Source organism: Marinobacter sp. X15-166B (genome assembly GCF_001752365.1).
Taxonomy (GTDB): domain Bacteria; phylum Pseudomonadota; class Gammaproteobacteria; order Pseudomonadales; family Oleiphilaceae; genus Marinobacter.
The window spans coordinates 18457-38980 of the sequence record NZ_MEIY01000001.1 but is presented as its reverse complement, the minus strand read 5'-3'; the positions used below and the strand labels follow the sequence as shown (position 1 = coordinate 38980).

The 20524-nt window shown below is 60.3% G+C and carries 18 protein-coding genes, 1 tRNA gene and 2 pseudogenes; 7 read left to right on the top strand and 14 right to left on the bottom strand.

Annotated features, from left to right (window positions below; genetic code table 11):
• The coding region (locus BG841_RS00165; RefSeq protein ID WP_074454259.1) for a tyrosine-type recombinase/integrase at window positions 1–1304 on the bottom strand (1304 nt) is incomplete at its 3' end.
• A gap of 93 nt (window positions 1305–1397) precedes the next feature.
• A tRNA-Arg gene (locus tag BG841_RS00160) sits at window positions 1398–1474 on the bottom strand.
• Between the two features lie 80 nt (window positions 1475–1554).
• On the opposite strand from BG841_RS00160, the gene BG841_RS00155 reads away from it, so the two are divergent.
• Together BG841_RS00155 and BG841_RS00150 are read left to right on the top strand one after the other, a co-directional pair.
• Window positions 1555–2268 carry a TIGR04283 family arsenosugar biosynthesis glycosyltransferase gene (locus tag BG841_RS00155; RefSeq protein ID WP_416202607.1) on the top strand — a complete coding sequence of 238 codons (714 nt, stop codon included), beginning with the start codon at window positions 1555–1557 and terminating at the stop codon, window positions 2266–2268.
• Entirely contained in the window at window positions 2246–2902 is a 657-nt protein-coding gene (locus BG841_RS00150) for a TIGR04282 family arsenosugar biosynthesis glycosyltransferase (RefSeq protein WP_070055813.1), read from the top strand. Before BG841_RS00155 ends, BG841_RS00150 begins: the two co-directional genes overlap by 23 nt.
• Here the strand turns inward: BG841_RS00150 and BG841_RS00145 are convergent.
• Both BG841_RS00145 and BG841_RS00140 read right to left on the bottom strand, forming a co-directional pair.
• Window positions 2899–5748: an insulinase family protein gene (locus BG841_RS00145; RefSeq protein WP_070055812.1), complete on the bottom strand. Its 2850-nt coding sequence runs from the start codon at window positions 5746–5748 to the stop codon at window positions 2899–2901. The genes BG841_RS00150 and BG841_RS00145 overlap by 4 nt on opposite strands.
• A 15-nt stretch (window positions 5749–5763) precedes the next feature.
• Window positions 5764–6066: a hypothetical protein gene (locus tag BG841_RS00140; RefSeq protein WP_070055811.1), complete on the bottom strand. Its 303-nt coding sequence runs from the start codon at window positions 6064–6066 to the stop codon at window positions 5764–5766.
• 238 nt (window positions 6067–6304) lie between these two features.
• Between BG841_RS00140 and BG841_RS00135 the strand changes: the two genes are divergently transcribed.
• Complete coding sequence (locus BG841_RS00135) at window positions 6305–8290, top strand: SDR family oxidoreductase (RefSeq protein ID WP_070055810.1); 1986 nt, start codon at window positions 6305–6307, stop codon at window positions 8288–8290.
• 217 nt (window positions 8291–8507) lie between these two features.
• On the top strand, window positions 8508–9110 hold the full coding sequence (locus BG841_RS00130; RefSeq protein WP_070055809.1) for a peroxiredoxin: 603 nt from the start codon (window positions 8508–8510) through the stop codon (window positions 9108–9110).
• 86 nt (window positions 9111–9196) lie between these two features.
• Here the strand turns inward: BG841_RS00130 and rnt are convergent, their stop codons facing one another.
• Together rnt and pyrC are read right to left on the bottom strand one after the other, a co-directional pair.
• Window positions 9197–9847, bottom strand: a complete 651-nt coding sequence (gene rnt, locus BG841_RS00125) for a ribonuclease T (protein ID WP_070055808.1) — start codon at window positions 9845–9847, stop codon at window positions 9197–9199.
• The gene (gene pyrC, locus BG841_RS00120) at window positions 9847–10929 is read right to left on the bottom strand and encodes a dihydroorotase (RefSeq protein WP_070055807.1); all 1083 of its coding nucleotides are present in this window, start codon (window positions 10927–10929) and stop codon (window positions 9847–9849) included. The genes rnt and pyrC overlap by 1 nt, the downstream gene beginning before the upstream one ends.
• Window positions 10930–11014: 85 nt before the next feature.
• On the opposite strand from pyrC, the pseudogene BG841_RS17565 reads away from it, so the two are divergent.
• Both BG841_RS17565 and BG841_RS17195 read left to right on the top strand, forming a co-directional pair.
• Window positions 11015–11329: pseudogene (locus tag BG841_RS17565) on the top strand (hypothetical protein); the annotation flags it as partial.
• Window positions 11330–11408: 79 nt separating this feature from the next.
• Complete coding sequence (locus tag BG841_RS17195) at window positions 11409–12008, top strand: OmpA family protein (protein WP_265733875.1); 600 nt, start codon at window positions 11409–11411, stop codon at window positions 12006–12008.
• A gap of 12 nt (window positions 12009–12020) precedes the next feature.
• Here the strand turns inward: BG841_RS17195 and BG841_RS00110 are convergent.
• A pseudogene (locus BG841_RS00110) lies at window positions 12021–12945 on the bottom strand (histone deacetylase family protein).
• Window positions 12946–13154: 209 nt separating this feature from the next.
• Here BG841_RS00110 and BG841_RS00105 point away from each other — a divergent pair.
• Window positions 13155–15899 carry a GNAT family N-acetyltransferase gene (locus BG841_RS00105; protein ID WP_070055805.1) on the top strand — a complete coding sequence of 915 codons (2745 nt, stop codon included), beginning with the start codon at window positions 13155–13157 and terminating at the stop codon, window positions 15897–15899.
• A 63-nt stretch (window positions 15900–15962) separates the two neighbouring features.
• Here BG841_RS00105 and rdgC read toward each other — a convergent pair whose 3' ends face one another.
• From rdgC to ubiG, 7 genes are all read right to left on the bottom strand, one after another.
• Window positions 15963–16970 (bottom strand): recombination-associated protein RdgC, encoded by a 1008-nt coding sequence (gene rdgC, locus BG841_RS00100; RefSeq protein ID WP_070055804.1) that lies wholly within the window; start codon window positions 16968–16970, stop codon window positions 15963–15965.
• Between the two features lie 87 nt (window positions 16971–17057).
• Complete coding sequence (locus BG841_RS00095) at window positions 17058–17258, bottom strand: DUF2788 domain-containing protein (RefSeq protein ID WP_070055803.1); 201 nt, start codon at window positions 17256–17258, stop codon at window positions 17058–17060.
• Window positions 17259–17281: 23 nt separating this feature from the next.
• Window positions 17282–18055, bottom strand: coding sequence for a peroxide stress protein YaaA (gene yaaA / locus BG841_RS00090; RefSeq protein WP_070055802.1), 774 nt, complete (start codon window positions 18053–18055; stop codon window positions 17282–17284).
• The gene (locus BG841_RS00085; RefSeq protein WP_070055801.1) at window positions 18049–18312 is read right to left on the bottom strand and encodes a glutaredoxin family protein; all 264 of its coding nucleotides are present in this window, start codon (window positions 18310–18312) and stop codon (window positions 18049–18051) included. The genes yaaA and BG841_RS00085 overlap by 7 nt, the downstream gene beginning before the upstream one ends.
• Window positions 18312–19061, bottom strand: a complete 750-nt coding sequence (locus BG841_RS00080; protein WP_070055800.1) for a YciK family oxidoreductase — start codon at window positions 19059–19061, stop codon at window positions 18312–18314. The genes BG841_RS00085 and BG841_RS00080 overlap by 1 nt, the downstream gene beginning before the upstream one ends.
• Window positions 19062–19099: 38 nt before the next feature.
• Entirely contained in the window at window positions 19100–19765 is a 666-nt protein-coding gene (gene gph / locus BG841_RS00075) for a phosphoglycolate phosphatase (RefSeq protein WP_070055799.1), read from the bottom strand.
• Window positions 19765–20490 (bottom strand): bifunctional 2-polyprenyl-6-hydroxyphenol methylase/3-demethylubiquinol 3-O-methyltransferase UbiG, encoded by a 726-nt coding sequence (gene ubiG, locus BG841_RS00070; protein WP_070055798.1) that lies wholly within the window; start codon window positions 20488–20490, stop codon window positions 19765–19767. The genes gph and ubiG overlap by 1 nt, the downstream gene beginning before the upstream one ends.
• Window positions 20491–20524: the final 34 nt, after the last annotated feature.

Genomic DNA, 20524 nt, shown 5'->3' with positions numbered 1-20524 from the left:
GTCCGTTCGCCATAGCCGTCGGCCATCGTGTCCCGGCTACGCCATCCGTGAATTACGTCTATCTGGTTCGGTGATGCGTCTGCGTTGACTAGACGTGTCTTCATGGCATGGCGCATACAGTGCGCTGTCTGACAGTCCAGCTTAGCCAATGCCTTGTTAACCGTTGCTGATGCTGACTCATTGCTAATCTTTGCGCCTTTCATGTAGCGCGGGAACAGGTATTCGTCGCTGGCTGATTCAATCGCCCGACGTGCTGCGAGTAGGGCGCTGCCAACAAGGGGTACTTTGCGTTTTGAGGCTTTGGTTTTCAAACGCCGTTTAGGGTTCTCGCGTATGATGATATGGGGTGTCTCAGTGTCTAGCGCTAGGTCATCCCTGAGCATCCCTACAACCTCAGAGATACGCGCACCTGTGTCGAGCAATAGCCCGATTATATTGGAGGTGTCACCATCATTCTTTTCGACATGATCACGCAGCCGCTTTACCTGTCCGTCATTCAGACTCTTCCGTTTTTCCTCGTCTTTCCCGTACTTCGGTATCTCAAACCCGGCGAACGGATTACGCACGTCTGATAGCTCGTATTCGTGTATCAGCTCATTGATAGCAGCCCTGACGGTATTAAGCCGCCGCCTGATTGAAGTGGTCTTTAGGCCCTGTTCTAGCGCTTTCTCGATCACGCGGGTGACATCCCGGCGTCGTAGCCGCTTTATCTCACTGTCGCCTGTTTCATTTATGACCAAATTGAAGGCCAGCACGGTGTTGTTATGCTGGCGCTTAGTGGTCTCAGTGGGTATGAGTGCGTCGCGTTTCTTCAGGTACAACTGCTTAGCGTCACTCAATGTGAATGACTCGCGGCCCTGCACGATGGCCAGCGCCCGTAACTCAGCGTCTGTCAGGTGTGGCTGTATGCTGGTAGCGTCGCCCGGTACTTTGCTCTCTAGCGCTTCTATGAAAAGCTCATAACCGATATCAGCAAATGGGCCTGTCTGGTCTGCAATAGGTTCAGGCTCAAGGTTGAAGCGTTCAAGCAACCCTTCCGCGTCGCCCCGTGACCCGCCTAGCCCTGTGCCTTCCCGTAGTTGACGCCAGTACACATCGTCCCGGTCGGCTAGAGTTTTGATCATCTTAGCCGCTGCCATCTTGTCGTATGTCTTCAAGGCGACCTGGCGCATTGTCTTACCGATACGTGGGGCTATGTCCTTAGGGACTCTGCGCCGGTAATAGAAGGGGCCTTTGGTGTGCTTTTGCCAGAGATAGTCGATTGTCACAGTCAATGCGCCGGAGCGGTGTAGTACGTTAGGCATGGTGGTATCACTCTGTGTGTCCCAAATGTGATACCGATAAGGTGGGGTTTCCCTTGAAAACTGCAGTAAAAACAGTAGTTTGCAGCTTTCAAATGGTACCCCCGGCAGGACTCGAACCTGCTACCTTCCCCTTAGGAGGGGGACGCTCTATCCAGATGAGCTACGGAGGCGTTTCGGAATGAAGGCCGGTATGATAACGGGCTGACGCGCGTGGCTCAAGGGCCAGCGCGGGTTGATAGCGGGCTGGAGAGTGGCATTGGAGAAGACGCAGTGGCTGAGTGTGATTGTGCCGGTATGGCGCGAAGGTGCGACCCTGGTGCCGGTGTTGCGGGCGCTGGCTGAATTGCGTGCCAGCGGCCACGAGGTGATTGTGGTGGATGGCGGTAGTGACGATGGCAGCGCGGAGACAGCGGCCCCCTGGTGTGATCGGGTGCTGGTCGCGGGCAAGGGCCGCGCGCACCAGATGAATGCCGGCGCGGCGGTGGCACGGGGTGAGGTGCTGTTGTTTTTACATGCCGACACCCGCTTGCCGGCAACGGCTTTGGCTGACCTCAGCCGCTTTTACCACAGCGACCACGGCTGGGGGCGCTTTGATGTGCGCCTGAGCGGCCGGCGCAAATTGTTTCGGGTAATTGCCTGGTGCATGAATCGCCGTTCCTGGCTGACCGGGATTGCCACCGGCGACCAGGCGATGTTTGTGCGGCGTAACCTATTCGAGCAGCTGGGCGGTTTTACCGACATGCCGTTAATGGAAGACATCGAGCTGTCCCGACGGTTGCGCAACGTCACCCGCCCCTTCTGCATTGCCCGCCCCGTTATGACCAACAGCCGTCGCTGGGAGCAGCAGGGTGCCTGGCGCACCATCTGGCTCATGTGGACGTTGCGGTGGCGGTACTGGCGTGGCGAGTCTCCCGATGTATTGGCCAAGGTGTATCGATCCGATGTCAGAAACCATAGCAGCTGAATACAGCGGCGTGCTGGTCATTCAGTTCGCCAAATGGCCCGAACCGGGGCGCGTGAAAACCCGGCTGATGCCCGCGTTGGGTCGGGAGGGGGCCTTGCAGGCCCATGTCCGGCTCACCCGTGCGGTTCTTGGCAACCTGACGCAGAGTCCGTTTGCGGTTGAGCTGTGGTGGGACCGGGCGTTGCCGCAACCGCCGCCGGCCGCTGCGCCCGTCGTAGCCGATCTGAAACGTTTGCGGGTGAGCCAGGGGTGTCAGCATGGCGACGGTCTGGGCGCGCGCATGACCAACGCCTTTGAAAGGGGGCTCGCGAACCATCACAAGGTCGTCATTGTGGGCAGCGATTGCCCCTCGGTGGATGCTGCTTACGTGCGGGCCGCGGCCCGGGCGCTGGATACGCATCAGGTGGTTATGGGACCGTCGGACGATGGCGGCTACGTGCTGCTGGGCGCGGCTGCGGTGGCGGACGGCATGCTGAACGATATCGACTGGGGTACCGAGGCGGTCTTAACGCAAACCGCGCGCCGGCTGGACCGGTTGGGGCTGAGTTACGCGCTGCTGGAGCCCCGCTGGGATGTGGACGAGCCGGAAGACTGGCGGCGTTATCTGGCCCAGTCTCCCGGCCGCTCCGGTTAGGGGGATACCGGCACCTTGGCGCCGTTGCGCAGTCTGGCGAGCAACTCGCTGCTGTCGGAGTTGGTCTCACTGGTGGTGACCTTCAGCGCCCGCTGGCGTTTGAGCACGGCTGCCCGGTAGGTCGCCAGCAATTGTTCCTTGGTGACCTGGCGCACCGCATCGGCGAGCTGTTCCCGGGAATCGAACGCCTGGTTATCACGGTCGATCTCCCGCCAGTAACGCCCGGAAATATCCCCAAGTTGCTGGTCCTGCTTTAACAGGTTGCTGACAACCGCTTGCTGTTCCCGCCGCAGATCGTCGGCGGACAAAGCGGCCAGTGACGCTTCAAATCGCTCCGCGAAGGCGGTGACCGCCTCGTCGATCTGTTCCGCCGTGGCTTCCGGCGACTGCACCACAAAGGCAAGCGCCGGCACTTCCAGCATTTCAAACGACGTGGCGTACACCAGATAGCCCAGTTGCTGCTGGGTGCGCAGGGTTTCGAAAAACGGGGCACTGGTCAGTTGCTTCAGGAGCCGGAAGCGGGCCCGCTCGGCGAAGCCGCTGTTGTCGCCCTGCAGGTAAAGTGTGTACCCGGTGTCGGGATGGGTAACGTCGAGGACCGCTGCGGACTCGCCCGGGGGGAGCATTCGAATGCCGCTTCTGGCGACGTGCACAGAATTGCTGTCGGCCAGCACCAGGGATTCGATCCGGTGGGCGATATTCAGGGCGGAAGCTTCGGTCAGGTTACCGTGCGCCAGCATAACCGGGTCAACCTCGGTCAACAGGGTGGCTGCAAAGGCTTGCAGGTCCGCAAAGCTGACCGCTTCGGCCGCGTCGAGCTGTTGCGCGGTGGTCCAGGCGCCTTCCAGCAGGGCGCTTTGAATAAATGTCGAGGCCTGGCGTACCGGCGCAGCCTTGGCTTTGTTGCGCAGGCTGTCCACCAGGTTGCGACGGGCGATCTCGAACCGCTGTGGGGACAGTCGTGGCGTTGCAACCTGACTCAACACCCGGGTCATCAGGGTCGCGAGCTTGTCGCTGTACCCGCCCACGCGAATGGTGATGCCGCGCAAGTGAGGGTAAACCGAATAGTTGAGTCCGGCCAGGTGGGCGGGGTAAGCCCAGGCATTGAGGTTGGCGTTGACGGTATCCACGAACAGCTGGGCCAGAACCCGGTTGCGCGCCGAGCCCATGGTGGCGGGCGTTCTCAGGCTGAGGTAGACATTGGCCTTGGGGGTTTCAAATTGGGTGTCGCGGGCGTACCAGATGTCAAACCCGGGTGAGGTGTTCAGTTGCACGGGTCTGGTCATGGTGTCGCCGGCGACCAGCGCCAGTTGCTCGGGCACAAACGGGTTAGGTTCGGGCAGCGCCAGCTGGGCAACGAGCGGCGCGGCGGAGGCGGTTGCCCGCCCATCCAGCGTCAGCGGTTCCAGGGTGTACACCGTGCCGTACCAGGGTTCGGTTTCCGGTTGCTCCAACGGTTGCTGCGCCAGCACGGACACCAGCACGTTGTCGGGGGTCAGTTGGTTGAGGATGTGCTGATATTGCTCGGGCACATAGGTCTGCATCATCCAGGGCGCACGCAGGACATCCCGGGGGGCGACACGCTGCAACTGCATCGACAGGGCGGTCACCTGGTGAGTGGGTGCCTCCCGCTCACGAAACCGGAAATCGATGTCGGCCAGGGCCTGCATCTCGTCAAACCGCGAGCGATTGATGCCCTCCCTGGTCAGGAGATCAAAGTACGCAAAGGTCGTCGTGAGAATCTCCTGCTGACGTTCCAGTCCTTCCGCCGTCAACGTCATGGTGATCTCGAACGTGGTGTCATACCCGGTGTCCAGCCCGGTGCCCGCAGACAGGCTTTCGACCAGACCGGCCCGCTTCAGGACATCCAGCAGGCTGCCGGGCCCTTCGTGGCCCACCAGATTGGCGACGTAGCTCGCCGGCTTGTTCTGATAGGCCTCGCGCTGGGACGGAATCGGGAAGGACAGCGACAGGCGGCGTATATCACGCACCGAGGCCACTTTCAGCAGGGCGGGTAAACGGTCCTTCGCAAACATGGGCACCGTATATTGCCGGGCGCTCAGATGGCGGTTTTCGATGCGCGAGAAGCGGGGCCGCACCATGGCTTCGAGAGTGTCCAGCGATTGGGGGCCATAGACCGTCAGGGTCATCAGATTGGCGGAATAATGACGCTGCCAGAACTCTACCAGATCATCCCGCAGGGGCCGCTCGTCGGTATTGTCGAGGGTCGACAGGTTGCCCACGGCAAACTGGCTGAAGGAATGTTGCGGATTGGCGATGGCTTTTTTAACCGCGAAAAACCGGCGCCCGTCGTCCTTGAGTTTGGAACTGTATTCCGAATGCACCGCGCGCCGCTCGCGGTCGACATACTCGGCGGTAAACAGGGGTGCGGAAAACTGCTGGGCAAAACGGTCAAGCGCCGCTTCCAGGCTGTCGGCCTGAACGTCGAAGAAGTAGTTGGTGTCCTGAAACGCGGTGAACGCGTTATGGCTGCCGCCGTGGCTTTTTATGAACTGCTGGTATTCACCGGACTCCGGGTATTTTTCCGTGCCCAGAAACAACATGTGCTCCAGAAAATGGGACAGGCCTTCGCGGTCGGCCGGGTCGTCGCCGCTGCCGACGGCAATGTCGAGTGAGGCTGCGGCTTTGTCGGCCCCGGGCGAGGACACCAGCAGCACCTTCAGGTCGTTGTCCAGAACCAGATACCGGTAGGCGTTGCTGTCGTTCGGACTTTTGACCGGCGTTTGTGCTGCCGACACGGACTGGACGGACAACAACAGTAAAACCATAAAACCACTGAGCGTGTTGCGAACGCCCAACCAAGCCGGGGACAGTGTTAACCGCATGGACAGGTCTCTCTATCAATGAACCTTGGCATCGCCGGATTTGCGGGGGGCCTGGTTCAGGGTTTTTTTGGCCAGATCCGCAGCCGCCGCAGCGCTCAGATCACCGGCCGCAATGCGCTCCAGCACGGTGGCCATGATGGCGACCGACTGACGGTAATCGTTGAACTCCGCCTGGAACGCGGTGTCGATGGCTTCATACACGGCATTGATTTTTTGCTCACGACTGGTGGTGTCGTCGGCCGCTGTGTCGTTAATCGCCTTCAGGCAGGCACGGGCGATGGTGATGTAGCGTTCAGCGTTGGGGTTCTGCTTGGGCATGGGCAAATTCAACTCGGAGAATGTGACCGGAAAGGTGTTTGACCGATTATGTCATTGCTAATCGGTGGTTTCATGTCGATATTGTAAGTGTTTGCCGGACAGGGTGCGAGGGCGAGCCAGCGGGGGTTTAATTCAGTACACTGGGAATGACTGTAACCACTGCGACAGTGCAGGTCATCGTCATACCTTGCGCGAGCGTAGGGAAAAATAAAAGCGTGATAAGCAGGATGGATGTTGCATGAATTACTTCTTGACGGGTGGTACCGGTTTCATTGGCCGGTTTCTGGTGGAAAAACTGCTGGCGCGTGGGGGCACCGTTTACGTGCTGGTGCGCGAACAGTCACAACACAAGTTGACTGCCTTGCGGGAGCGCTGGGGCGCCGACGAGCATCAGCTCAAGGCGGTTGTCGGGGATCTGGCCAGCCCTGATCTTGGCATTGACAGCGCCACCTTGAAGGCGTTGCACGGCCGGGTGGATCATTTTTTTCATCTGGCTGCGGTCTACGACATGGGGGCCGATGAGGCCTCCCAGCAACTGGCCAATATTGACGGCACGCGCCACGCGATCGATGCAGCCGCAGCACTGGGGGCCGGTTGTTTTCACCATGTTTCCTCCATCGCGGCGGCCGGATTGTACAAGGGCGTTTTCCGTGAAGACATGTTTGAAGAAGCGGAAAAGCTCGATAACCCGTACCTCCGAACCAAGCACGAAGCCGAGCGGGTGGTGCGCGAACACTGCCAGACGCCGTATCGCATCTATCGCCCTGGCATGGTGGTGGGGCATTCGCAAACCGGCGAGATGGACAAGGTGGACGGCCCGTATTACTTCTTCAAGATGATTCAGAAAATCCGTCGGGCGTTGCCGGAGTGGGTGCCGACCATTGGTATCGAAGGCGGGCGTCTGAACATAGTACCCGTGGATTATGTGGTGGCGGCGATGGATCAGATTGCCCATTTGGCGGGGCAAGACGGCAAATGTTTCCATCTGGTGGACCCGGATCCGTACAAGCTCGGCGAGGTGCTGAACATATTCTGTGACGCCGCCCATGCGCCACAAATGGGGGTGCGTATCGATTCCCGCATGTTTGGTTTCGTGCCGCCGTTTATCCGCCAGAGTCTGAAAAACCTGCCCCCGGTCAAACGGATCAGCCGGGCGGTGATGGACGATCTGGGCATCCCGCCGTCGGTGATGTCGTTCCTTAATTACCCCACCCGGTTCGATGCCCGGGAAACGGAACGGGCCCTGGCAGAAACCGGCATCGAGGTGCCCCGCCTGGCGGATTACGCGCCGGTGCTGTGGGATTACTGGGAACGCCATATGGACCCGGATCTGTTCAAAGACCGCACCTTGCGTGGCACCGTCGAGGGCAAGGTTTGTGTGGTCACCGGGGCCACCTCCGGCATCGGGCTGGCAACCGCACAGAAGCTGGCGGATGCGGGTGCAATTCTGGTGATCGGCGCCCGCACCCAGGCGACGCTGGATGAGGTAGCGGCCGATCTGGAGGCCCGCGGGGGCAATGTGCACGCCTACCCGTGCGATTTTTCCGATATGGACGCCTGTGACCGTTTTGTCAAAACAGTGCTGGACAACCACGGCCAGGTGGATGTGCTGGTGAATAACGCCGGCCGTTCGATCCGCCGCTCCCTGGCGTTGTCGTTCGACCGTTTTCACGACTTCGAGCGCACCATGCAGCTGAACTATTTCGGGTCGGTACGCCTGATTATGGGGTTTGCGCCGTCGATGCTGGCCAACCGGCGCGGCCACGTGATCAACATCTCTTCCATTGGCGTGTTGACCAACGCGCCCCGATTTTCGGCGTACGTTGCATCCAAATCCGCACTGGACGCCTTCAGTCGCTGTGCCGCAGCGGAATGGTCGGACCGCAACGTCAAATTCACCACCATCAACATGCCATTGGTGAAAACGCCGATGATTGCCCCCACCAAGATCTATGACTCGGTGCCCACCCTGACCCCGGAAGAAGCGGCCGATATGATCACCGATGCCATTGTCGATAAGCCCAAGCGCGTAGCCACACGGCTGGGAGTGTTTGCCCAGGTGGTGAATGCGTTGACCCCCAAACTGGGTGAAATTGTGATGAATACCGGGTACCGGATGTTTCCCGACAGCCCCGCCTCCATAGGGGCCAAATCGGCTGACAAAACCCCTGCGTCCAACGAGCAGGTCGCCTTTGCAGCGATCATGCGGGGCATCCACTGGTAACACCCGGCGGGCGCTATCGACGGCGATAGCGCCCTTTGATGGGGCAGATTGCCAAATACAATCGACCTGGGCTAGAGCGGTCGGGGCTGGCTGTGTATAGTTTCTGCTATCGGGTTGAAATTGATAGTTAAGTCCCCATATATCCATTTGCAGACCGCTTTCGGATGCCCGGGATTCCGGGTTTTTATTCACTTGATACTGATACGGAGATTACATAATGAGCGTACTCGTAGGTAAACCCGCTCCAGATTTTACGGTTCCCGCTGTACTGGGCGACGGTACCATCGTAGATGAGTTCAACCTGGCCAGCGCCATCAAGGGCAAGCCAGCGCTTATTTTCTTCTACCCGCTGGACTTCACTTTCGTATGCCCGTCCGAGCTGATCGCTCTGAACAAGCGTATGGATGCGTTCCGTGAGCGCGGTGTTGAGGTGATCAGTGTGTCCATCGACTCACACTTCACCCACAACGCTTGGCGGAACACCCCAGAGGACAAGGGTGGTATTGGCAAGGTGTCTTACACCATGGCCGCTGACATGAACCACGACATTTCCAAAGCCTACGACGTGCAGTCCGAAGGTGGAATGGCGTACCGTGGTGCATTCATCATCGATAAAGAAGGCATCGTGCGTTCACAGATCGTTAACGATCTGCCGCTGGGCCGTAACATCGATGAGCTGGTACGCATTGTCGACGCGCTGCAGTTCCACGAAGAGCACGGCGAAGTCTGCCCGGCTGGCTGGACCAAAGGCGATAAGGGTATGGACGCGTCTCCGGACGGCGTGGCCAAGTACCTGGCGGAAAACGCTGACGACTTGTAAGGGTCGCCGGCGACTGACCTTAGTCAGGCTGTTAAAAAACCCCGTGTTCATTCGTGAACACGGGTTTTTTTTAATGGCCGGGTGCTTCAGACGGCTTCGGGTGGGGGTGGGGGAAAGCCACCCAGCTCCCGCCAGCGGTTTACAATGCCGCAAAACAGGTCCGCGGTTTTTTCGGCATCGTAGGCGGCGGAATGAGCTTCTTTGTTGTCAAACGGAATACCCGCCAGCTTGCACGCCTGGGCCAGTACCGTATGACCGTAGGCCAGACCGGCGAGGGTCGCGGTATCGAAGGTGGAAAACGGGTGAAACGGATTGCGTTTGATGTCCGCCCGAAACGCCGCGGCAAACAGGAAGTTGTGGTCGAAAGTGGCGTTGTGCCCGACCAATATGGCCCGTTTGCAGTCGTGGGCTTTGACCGCCTGACGGATGGGGGTAAAGATTTCGCTCAAGCCCTCCCGTTCGGGAACCGCCTCCCGCTCCGGGTTCCAGGGGTCGATTCCGGTGAAATCCAGGGCCGACTGTTCCAGGTTGGCACCTTCAAACGGATCGATCTGTTGCACATGGGTCTCGGTGCGTCGCAGCACACCGTCGGCGTCCATGGTCAGGATGACCGCAGCCACTTCCAGCAGGGCATCGGTACGGGCGTTGAAGCCGCCGGTTTCGACGTCGACCACCACGGGGAGGAAACCGCGGAAACGGGCCGAAAGAGGGTGCGGGGCTGTGGTTTCGTCAGTCACTAAACTTCCTTAGTAGTATCAGCAGAGGCGCTGAACGGGTGGGCTTGGGTGTCCAGCTGCCAGCGTAAGGTTTCCCCCGCGCGCAGCGGTACGATCTGGCCACCGGCCAGTGGCAGGCGGGCCGGCATGGTCCACGGGGTGCGCACCAGAGTCACGGTGTCGCGGTTGCGGGGCAGCCCGTAAAAGTCCGCGCCATGAAAGCTGGCAAAGGCCTCCAGTTTGTCCAGTGCTCCCAGATCTTCAAAGATTTCTGCGTAGAGCTCCAGGGCGCCATACGCGGAGTAACACCCGGCACAGCCGCAGTCAGTTTCTTTGCGGTCCTGCGCGTGGGGCGCTGAATCGGTGCCCAGAAAGAAGCGTGGGTTGCCGCTGACGACTGCATCCTGCAGGGCTTGCTGGTGGACATTGCGTTTCAGAATGGGCAGGCAATACAGGTGGGGCCGGATGCCGCCCACCAGCATGTGATTGCGGTTATACATCAGATGCTGGGGCGTCAGGGTGGCGGCCAGGTTGCTGCCTGGGTGTTGCCGCACAAACTGCGCCGAGTCGGCGGTGGTGATGTGCTCCAATACCACCTTCAGCGTGGGAAACCGCTCCAGGGTGGGCGCCAGCACTTTTTCCAGAAACACCTTTTCGCGATCAAAAATATCAATGTGGTCATCGGTGACTTCCCCGTGGACCAGCAGCAACATGCCACACTCGGCCATGGCGGCCAGCACGTCATCGATCCTGCGAACGTCGGTGACACCGGAGGCAGAGTTGGTGGTGGCGCCCGCGGGGTAGAGTTTGGCGGCGACCACGCCCCCGGCGCGGGCCGCGTGGATCTGCTCCGGGGTGGTGGCTTCCGTCAGATACAGGGTCACCAGCGGGGTAAACCCGCTGCCGGGCGGCACGGCGGCAAGAATCCGGTCGCGGTACGCCAGTGCTTCAGCGGCGTCCGTCACAGGGGGCACCAGGTTGGGCATAATGATGGCGCGCCCGAAGGTGCGCGCGCTTGCCGGCACGACATCGGACAACACGTCGCCATCACGGACGTGCAGGTGCCAGTCGTCAGGGCGGGTGATGGTCAAACGTTCAGTCATGGGTCGCTATCCTGAATGCGGGGGGCTGAATTACTTTTGCCAGTTTATTAACGGCGAGAGTATATCAGATGCGTATTTTGATTGAATGCGATCGGGCACTAAAGATACGACTGCTGCAGCCGATACCTGTGTAGTCACGGATTATATTGGGCGGGAATGTATGTGGGGCCAGGCACTGCTGAGAAGATCAATCACACCGATTGCTTTGTGGGTGGCCATGGCGGTGGGGCCGGCGCAGGCGCAGACCTACGGTGCGGGCATCGAAAACAGTCAGTGGTATTTGTCTGCGTCGGTGTTTGACTGCACCCTGACCCACGAGGTTCCCGGGTACGGCCGGGCCGTCTTCCAGCATCGGGCGGGTGAAACCCTCCGCTTTTATCTTGAATCCGATACCCCGCTGATGAAGCCCGGCACCGGGCTGTTGACGGTCGAGGCGCCGGCCTGGCGGCCCGGGGTGGCCCCCCCGGGCGGTGGGTCGCGTGCAGGTTGGCGAAGGCCGCCGCTCTCTGGCCCTGGGGCCGGAGCAGACCCAGGTGATGGCGCAGGGGCTGCTGCGGGGGATGACCCCGACGGTTACCCGTCAGGCCTGGTACGGTGGCGAGCCGGTACGGGTGCGTCTGTCAAACATCAATTTCGCGCCCCGGTTTTCCGCCTATCAGGGATGCGTTGCCGGGTTGTTGCCGGCCAATTTCGAGCAGATAAAACACGCCCGAATCCCCTTTGCTGTCGACAGTGCGGTGCTGTCCGCGGCTGACGAACGCCTGCTGGATAGCATTGTTGCCTACGTATTGGCGGACACCACCGTTGAACGGGTGCTGGTGGACGGTCACACCGACCATGTCGGCAGCCGGATACACAACCGGGCGTTATCGGAACAGCGGGCCAATGCAGTCGCGGAGTACCTGCTGGCCCATGGGGTGCCGGCAGAGCTGGTTATTGTCCGCGCCCACGGCGAACGTTTCCCTGTCTCCCGGCGGGCGGCTGACAACCGGCGCACCACGGTGCGGCTGGAGCGGGAAGGCGATCGTAGCAGCTTCCAACAGGCAGCCGGCTACCGCTCTCCGGACTCCAACGGCTAGCCGGGCGTCGGGTTACACTGCAACCAGACCCTGCAGATGAGCGGCGACACTCTCCGCCAGCGCTTGCAGGTGGTAGCCCCCCTCCAGAGTGGACACCAGCCGGTTGTCGGCGTGGTCGCGGGCGACGCCGGTGAGCATATCGGTTAGCCAGCGGTAATCCGCCGCTTCCAGATTCAGCTCCGCCAGAGGGTCCAGGCGGTGCCCATCAAACCCCGCAGAGACCAGCACCAGTTCCGGCCGGAAGTCGTGCAATCGCTGCAGCCAGTCGGCCTCCACCGCCAGGCGGTAGTCCTGCGCCGAGGTGCCCGCCAGGATGGGCGTGTTGACGATGTTGGCCGCCTGCCGGTACACGTGGGAGTGGGGGTAGAACGGGTGCTGGAAACTGGAGCAGATCAGCACGCGCTCATCGCCCTGAAACACGTCAATGGTACCGTTGCCCTGGTGCACATCGAAGTCGACGATGGCAACCCGGTTGAGACGGTGAAAGTTCAGCGCCCGCATGGCGGCGAGCGCGATGTTGTTGTAGAAGCAGAAGCCCATGGAGGTGCCGCGCTCGGCGTGATGGCCGGGGGGCCGGGTGCAGGCAAACGCGTTGGTGACCTGGTTGCTCAATACCATGTCGACCGCTGCAATATTGGCGCCGGCTGCCAACTTAGCCGCTCTCAGGGTATCTGCGGTCATGGCGGTGTCCGGGTCGGTAAACACTCGCCCGCTGGCGGGCTGCATCATCTCCAGTTGCTGCAGATAAGCTTCCGGGTGCACCATCAGCAGCTGATCGTGGGTTGCCTCCTCGGGCGTTACCCAGTCCAACTGTGCGGCCAGATCGAGGGACTGCAGATGGCGGGTAATGGCCAGCAACCGATCGGGTGACTCGGGGTGGTCCGGCCCCATGTCGTGTTTTCTGCAATCGTCGTGTGAAAAAAAGTGCCGTTGTCATTGCGCGTCCGTGTCCAGTGAGGGGCCGGTGCCGTGTGGCACCGTTTGTTTCCCACCATGGTAGCAGGGAAGTTCGCGGTCGCCGAATTGTCGGTCGGTGAGGCCCGTGGCGGCGGTTTGTCCCGCGGAGTGTTTTACATCAGGGTCGGAGCGCCTAAGATAAAAGACCTAAAGCGAACGCAGACACCATGACATCAGGAGATTCGGATTTTGGGTACCCGCTATCTTGAAAGTTTGTTCAACCCCGCTTCCATCGCGGTAGTGGGGGCCTCGGAACGCGCGGATAACCTGGGAGGCATGGTGCTTCGTAACCTGCTGGGCGGGTCCTACCCCGGCAAGCTGCTGGTCATCAACCCGCAAGATTACGACAATGTTCACGGGGTTCCCTGTGTGAGCACCGTGTCCCGCATGGAATTTACCCCCGATCTGGCGATCGTCTGCACCCCTCCGGATACCGTGCCCCGGGTGATTCGCCGGCTGGGCGAAGCGGGGGTTCGCACCGCCATTGTGATGACCGGGGGGATGTCCCGGACCCACAGCAAAACCGGCCGGCCGTTGATGTATTCGGTGCGTGACGCCGCCAACAAGACCGGCATCCGTCTGCTTGGGCCCGACACCATTGGTCTCATGGTGCCGGCGCGTCACCTGAACGCAACCTACGCCCATATGGGGGCTATCCCCGGCAAGGTGGCGTTCATTGGCCAGTCGGGAAGCATCGCCAGTTCGGTTATTGATTGGGCCTTTGCCCGCGGTGTCGGGTTTTCCTATTTCCTGACCCTTGGCGATGGCATGGACATTGATCACGATGATCTGATCGACTATCTGGCTCAGGACCATCAAACCCGCGCCATTTTGCTGCACATCGAGAGTATTCCCAATCCGCGGCGGTTCATGTCGGCCATGCGCGTGGCTTCCCGCACCAAACCGGTCATCGTGGTGAAAAGCGGACGGGTGCCGGAATCTGAGTGGTCGCCCTACCGACTGCCGGCGGGCCTGCACCGGACGGATCCGATATTCGATGCCATTTTGCAACGCGCCGGGGTGTTGCGGGTGGATGGCCTGGGGCAAATGTTCGATGCGCTGGAAACCTTGTCGCGCATGCGCCCACTGAGGCGCGAATCGGTGGTGGTCATGGCGAACGGGGTGGGCCCCGGGGTGCTGGCGGTCGACCGGCTGGCCTCTCGCGGTGGCGAGCTGACGCAGCTGGCGGCGGACACCATCGACGAGCTGGCGAAATTGTTGCCGCCTTACTGGACCCGCAAGAACCCCATCGACCTCAACTATGACGCCTCGCCGGAACTCTATGCCAAGGTGATCAAGGTGCTGGCCCGGGACCCCGGCGTGTCCAACGTTATGGTGCTCTATGCCCCCAGCCTGACCGAGGACAGTCTGGAGGTGGCCAGTGCGGTGATTGGTGCAGCCAAGGGTACCCGGCTCAATATACTCACCAGCTGGATGGGGCAGAGTACGGTAATGGAAGCCCGGGACGAGTTTTACCGTGCGGGTATTCCGTCGTTTTTCTCCCCCGAGAAGGCGGTCATAGCGCTCATGCAGCATGTCAATCACCAGCGGGTGCAGCGCTTGCTGGCGGAGACACCGGAGTCGTTTACCGACCATTTTGCCGACCGGGTGGCGAGCCGCAAGATCGTGACCAATGCACTGCGGAAGGAACACTTACACTTGTCCAACCGGGAAGCCCGCGAGGTACTGCGGGACTACGGAATCCGGACCGTCGATACCTGGTACTGCGAGGACGATGCCGAGGTCGTGGCCATTTTTGCCATGGAACGACGGCCCATCGATATTACCCTGATCCACCAGGAGTCCTGCCATCCGTTCCGGGAACGGGTCGCCGGACGCGGCCGCTACAAATCAACCCTGCAGGGGTTGAGTAACGAAGTAGCGGTTCTGGAAGCCTGCCGGATATTGACGGAGGAGTACCAGAAACACTGGCCAAACAGCGAGTTTCTTGGGTTCGGCGTGCAGTACAGCTATCAACATCTGGGCGGCATCGAATTCAGCGTCGGCATCACCCGGGACGAGAATTTCGGCCCGCTGGTGGTGTGTGGTGCTTCGGGAGCCAGGATCAACGTGCTCAGCGACCGGCAAATTGCCCTGCCCCCGCTGAACATGGCGCTGGCCCGGGAGTTGCTGCGTCGCACCTACATGTACAAGTTATTGCGGGAGCACAGTTATCGGCCGGAAGAAGACATCCGGGCGGTCACCGAGATCCTGGTGACCCTGTCGCAGATCGTGATTGATATCCCCCGGATCAAGGGGCTGGAAATCGCGCCCCTGCTGTTCGATCAGCAGGGGGCGGTGGCCGTGGATGTGGCCATCGATTTGTCGGAGCAACCGGGCCTGCCGATTATTCAGCCCTACCCCCGAGAGCTGGAAGAATGGATCGTGTTGCCCAAGACGGGCCGGAAGGTAATTGTGCGACCGGTGCTGGCGGAAGACGAACCCGCCCACCGGGTCTTCCATGAGCGGCAGTCGCCGGACTCCATCCGCTATCGGTTTTTCCAGTACCGGAAACACTTCTCCCGGGAAGACGTGGCCCAGATGGTGCAGATTGATTACGACCGGGAGATGGTTTTCATCGCCAACGCTCCGAAAGAAGAAGGCAGCGGGGAAGAAACCCTGGGTACGGTGCGGGTATGGACCGACGCCGACAATCTGCGCTGTGAATTTGCGCTGATGGTTCACGACGACATGAAGAACGAAGGGCTGGGCAGTGCGTTGATGCAGAAAATGATCGACTATTGCCGGTCACGGGGCACGGTGGAGATGGTGGGCAATGTCTTGCCGGATAACCGCCCCATGCTGCGCCTGGGCGAGCAGTTGGGGTTTGACATCAGCTACAATCCGGAAGAAGAAGTGATGGACCTGCGCCTGGTGCTGAATGAGCCGGAGAAAGACTGGCAGCGGGAGCGCCTCGGTAAAGTGAGGCACTGAAGTTCGAGGGAAGGGGGCAGGCTACGGGGGACTGGCTTCAGCCTGTCCCCGTCTTGTCCTGGATTACCAGGGCGGTTGCGTTGAGTCCATTGCCACTTCCGCTTCAACGTCAGCCGCCGCAACCGGCGCAGGCCGCTCAGACCGGTCACCGTCAACAATCGCCGACCGGTCTTCGCCGCCTAGTGCCACCAGCAACCCCGGAATCAGGCGTGCCAACTCCAGAGTCATAAGTGAGAAGGATGCATCAAACCGCGCTGCGGCGTCATCCGCATCCACATCGTCCAGCTTTTCCTGCAGGGTGTCCCCAAATTTGAGCCGGCGTATGCCCAGCTCCTCATCCAGTACAAACGACACAGAATCTTCCCAGGTGAGGGCCAGGCGGGTGGCCTGCATGCCGGCATCCAGGTGACTGCGAATCTCGTCGCCCTGCAGATCCAGCCCTTTGCAACGCACCACACCGCCGTCTTCGCCCGGGGCTTTCAATTCGCACTCGTCGCCCAGAGTCAGGCTGGCCGGTACATCAATGGATTCATCCAGCCATCCGGTCAGGGTAAGCGCCGGTGCCTGGGTGACCGCCGGTGGGCGCACGGGTAAGGAACCGATACTCTTGCGCAGCGCCGAGGCCAGCTCGTCCGCCTGTTTGGCCGAGCCGGCGTCCACCACCATGACACCGTCTTTCGGCGCCAGGTAGGCGTAGCTGCGGCGGTTTTTAGAAAATGCCTGGGGCAGCATTTCCAGCATGACCTGTTCTTTGATTTCGTCCTTCTCGGCGCGGCGCAGCTTGCGGTGTTGTTCGGCCTCAATGGCTTCAACCTTTTCATCCACCAGTTCTTTGACCACCGATCCCGGCAACAGCTTTTCTTCTTTGCGCAGGGTAATCAGGTGATAACCATTGGCGCTGTGCACCAGTTGCTCGCTGTGTTTGCCCAGCGGCGGTACCCAGCCGTGACGCACGGTTTCCTGTGGGCCGCAGGGTTTGAAGGCGTCGGCGGCCAGCGCCTGTTCCAGCTGCTCGGCGGAAATATCAACGGGTTTGGTGAAGCGGAAAACACGGGCATTACGGAACCACATGGCAATCAATCCTTGTTACAAAGGTAAGTCTGCGGGCATAGCAAAAAGGGGCGCATCATACGGTGAGCGCACCGCAACCGTAAAGGCTCATATCTGCATGATTTCAACCAGTACGGTTTTGATGATAAAGCCGACGACACCGGCCCCGAGGATGGTGAACAAGGCGAAGGTACCAAAGCGGCCGGCCTTCGATTTTTTGGACAAGTCCCAGACGATGAAGCCCATCCAGGTAATAAGAGCGGTCAGCAGTACCATCATGGACAGCTGAGCGAAAACAGCTTCAGTCATATAACATCCTGAATGATAGTGGATTAAGCAGGTTCGTTGCGCAGGAACACCCAGTTGTCAGCATCGGATTGCTCGACACTGAAGCGGTAGCCGTCGGTATCAAAGCCCTTGAGATCATCGGCCTGGGTGATCTGGTTCTGAATGGCGTAGCGGCACATCAGGCCGCGCGCTTTTTTGGCGTAGAAACTGATGATCTTGTACTGACCACTCTTCCAGTCCTTGAAATGCGGGGTAATCAGTCGGCCCTGCAGCTGTTTTTTCTGAACACTTTTGAAGTACTCGTTCGACGCCAGATTCACCAACACGCCATCATCTGCTGCCAGCTGGCGGTTGAGTTCATCGGTGATCTGGCTGCCCCAGAAGGCGTACAGATCCTTACCGCGGGTGTTTTCAAACCGGGTCCCCATTTCCAGTCGATAGGCCTGCATCAGGTCCAGTGGCCGCAGCAGTCCGTAGAGCCCGGACAGAATACGCAGGTGCTGCTGGGCAAAGCTGAAGTCGGCCTCGCTGAAGGTTTCCGCCTCCAGACCGGTGTACACATCGCCCTTGAAGGCGAGCGCCGCCTGACGGGCATTGTCGGGGGTAAATGGCGCTTGCCAGCTCTGGAAGCGGTCCGCGTTCAGCTCACCCAGCTTGGCGCTGATTTTCATCAGCTGGCTGATCTGATGGGGCTCCAGTTGTTTCAGTTGGTCCACCAGCTCGCAGGCGTCATCCAGAAACACCGGCTGGCTGTAGTTCTCGGTGGCCAGCGGGCTGTCGAAATCGAGCGTCTTGGCGGGGGAAATAACCATCAGCATGGGGCATGATCCTTGTGGTGTTGAGGGCCCAGAAAAGCGTGCAGGGCAGCGGCATCGAACGGCCAGTCGAGTTCGGCACCCGTGTCATTGCGGCGCAGCACCGGGATGCGGGTGCCGTAACGGGCCACCAGTGCCTCCGATTGGGCGATATCCACCACCTCAACAGGAACGGGTTCTGGCATGGGGGTGTGCACCAATAAGGCTTCGGCCAGCTCACACAGGTGGCACTGCGCAGTGGTGTAGAAAATCAATTCCATTACTTGGGCTGAGCATCCAGTTGTTGGCCGTTGATCCCCTGGGAATCCCGGCCCATCAGGTACAGGTAGATGGGCATGATGTCTTCCGGGGGCGGGTTGTTGCCCGGGCTTTCGGCCGGGTAGGCGTGGGCGCGCATGTTGGTGCGGGTGGCTCCGGGGTTGAGAGCATTTACCCGGATGTTATGGCGATCGTCGTCCAGTTCATCCGCCAGTAACTGGCTCAGACCTTCGGTGGCAAACTTGGACACCGCGTAGGCCCCCCAGTAGGCCTTGGCGGTCCGGCCCACGCCAGAAGAGGTAAAAATAACCGAGGCATCCGCAGACTGGCGCAGCAAGGGAATGAGCGCCCGGGTCAGCAAAAACGGTGCGGTCACATTCACCTGCATGACCTGATTCCAGGTTTCCGGGTCATACAGCTCCAGCGGCGTGCGCGAACCCAGAATGCCGGCGTTATGGAGGAGACCGTCGAGGCGGCCGAAATTTTCCTCGATGACCATGGCCAGCTCGTCGTAATCCTTGACCACGGCCCCTTCCAGGTTGAGTGGTACTATGGCCGGTTTGGGGTGGCCGGCCGCTTCGATTTCATCGTAAACGGATTCCAGCTTGGACGTGGTCCGGCCCACCAGAATCACAGTGGCACCATGGGCGGCGTAAGTCTTGGCGGCCACCCGGCCAATGCCACTACCGGCACCGGTAACCAGGATGATCCGGTCGGCAAGCAGATCGGATGGTGCGTGATAGTCGTGCATATAAAATCTCCGGTCTTACGGTGTGCGGGTTCGCTGGATCACCGGTATTGTAGCAGTTTTACCAGCTCACTGACGGTCTCGACCGTGTGGTCGGCTTGCCAGAGATCAATGTCTTCGGGGTTCTCAATGTAGCCGTAACGCACGGCAACCGTAGTCATTCCGGCGTTTCTGCCGGCTTCAATGTCGCGCAGATGGTCACCTACGTAAATACCGTCAGCAGGGTTGGCCCCCAGCTGTTTGCAGGCCAGCAACAGGGATTCCGGATGGGGTTTGCGGTGCTCGACGTGATCGGGGCAGATCACCGCCGCACAGCGCTCAGACAGTTGCAGCGCAGCAAGCAGCGGAGTGGTGAACCGTTCCGGCTTGTTGGTGACAATACCCCAGGGAATGGCCTGGGCTTCCAGCCATTCCAGCGCCCGCTCGATACCCGGAAACAAGCGGGTTTCTGCGGCCAGGTTCTGTTCGTACAAATCCAGAAACTGGGCATGACGGCTCTCGTAGTCGGGGTCGCCCGGGAGCAGACCGAAGCCAACTTCCACCATGGCGCGCGCGCCGTTGGAGACCGACCGTCGGACTTGTTCCGCCGGCAAGGCGGCCATGCCGAGGTCGGTGCGCATCTGATTGAGGCAGCGGATGAAATCCGGTGCGGTATCGATAAGGGTGCCGTCCAGATCGAAGAGGACGGTGGACACCGGGTGTTTCATCACAGGTTTTCTCCGGTCCGCCCATCACAGGCGTGCATCATATAGTTCACATCCACATCCCGGCCCAGCCGGTACACCTTGGTCACCGGGTTGTAGGTCATGCCGGTCAGGTCGCGCAGCTGCAGGCCGGCATTGCGCAGATAACCGGACAGCTCCGAAGGGCGGATGAATTTTTTCCATTCGTGGGTGCCTTTGGGCAGCATGCGCAACAGGTATTCGGCGCCCACAATGGCAAACAGGAAGGACTTGGGGTTACGGTTGATGGTGGATACAAACAGGTGGCCGCCGGGCTTGAGCATCCGCGCACAGGCAGTGATCACCGACGCCGGGTCAGGGACGTGCTCCAGCATCTCCAGGCAGGTGACCGTATCGAAGCTGCCGGCGTAGTCCGGCTTCACCGCCAGAGCTTCGACGGTGGTCTGCAGATAATTGACCTGCACGCCGCTTTCCAGTCCGTGCAATCGGGCGACCGCGAGCGGCGCTTCACCCATATCAATGCCGGTGACGTGGGCGCCACGCAGGGCCATGCCTTCCGAAAGCAGGCCGCCGCCACAGCCCACATCCAGCACTTTTTTGCCGGCCAGCGGCGCGCGCTCGTCGATATAGTTCAGCCGCAACGGGTTGATGTCGTGCAACGGGCGAAACTCGCTGGTCGGGTCCCACCAGCGACTGGCCAAGGCTTCGAACTTGGCGATTTCGTCCGGGTCTACGTTGTGATTGCTCATAGCAGTCTCTGTCTGAAAGAGTCGGTTTCGAAAG

Bases quoted from the DNA above. Each gene is read 5' to 3' on its own strand.
- rdgC (WP_070055804.1), bottom strand. From the start codon at position 16,970: ATGTGGTTCCGTAATGCCCGTGTTTTCCGCTTCACCAAACCCGTTGAT.
- BG841_RS00145 (WP_070055812.1), bottom strand. From the start codon at position 5,748: ATGCGGTTAACACTGTCCCCGGCTTGGTTGGGCGTTCGCAACACGCTC.
- BG841_RS00080 (WP_070055800.1), bottom strand. From the start codon at position 19,061: ATGCACGACTATCACGCACCATCCGATCTGCTTGCCGACCGGATCATC.
- pyrC (WP_070055807.1), bottom strand. From the start codon at position 10,929: ATGACTGAACGTTTGACCATCACCCGCCCTGACGACTGGCACCTGCAC.
- BG841_RS00085 (WP_070055801.1), bottom strand. From the start codon at position 18,312: ATGGAATTGATTTTCTACACCACTGCGCAGTGCCACCTGTGTGAGCTG.
- yaaA (WP_070055802.1), bottom strand. From the start codon at position 18,055: ATGCTGATGGTTATTTCCCCCGCCAAGACGCTCGATTTCGACAGCCCG.
- gph (WP_070055799.1), bottom strand. From the start codon at position 19,765: ATGAAACACCCGGTGTCCACCGTCCTCTTCGATCTGGACGGCACCCTT.
- BG841_RS00140 (WP_070055811.1), bottom strand. From the start codon at position 6,066: ATGCCCAAGCAGAACCCCAACGCTGAACGCTACATCACCATCGCCCGT.
- ubiG (WP_070055798.1), bottom strand. From the start codon at position 20,490: ATGAGCAATCACAACGTAGACCCGGACGAAATCGCCAAGTTCGAAGCC.
- BG841_RS00150 (WP_070055813.1), top strand. From the start codon at position 2,246: ATGTCAGAAACCATAGCAGCTGAATACAGCGGCGTGCTGGTCATTCAG.
- BG841_RS00095 (WP_070055803.1), bottom strand. From the start codon at position 17,258: ATGACTGAAGCTGTTTTCGCTCAGCTGTCCATGATGGTACTGCTGACC.
- BG841_RS00130 (WP_070055809.1), top strand. From the start codon at position 8,508: ATGAGCGTACTCGTAGGTAAACCCGCTCCAGATTTTACGGTTCCCGCT.
- BG841_RS00135 (WP_070055810.1), top strand. From the start codon at position 6,305: ATGAATTACTTCTTGACGGGTGGTACCGGTTTCATTGGCCGGTTTCTG.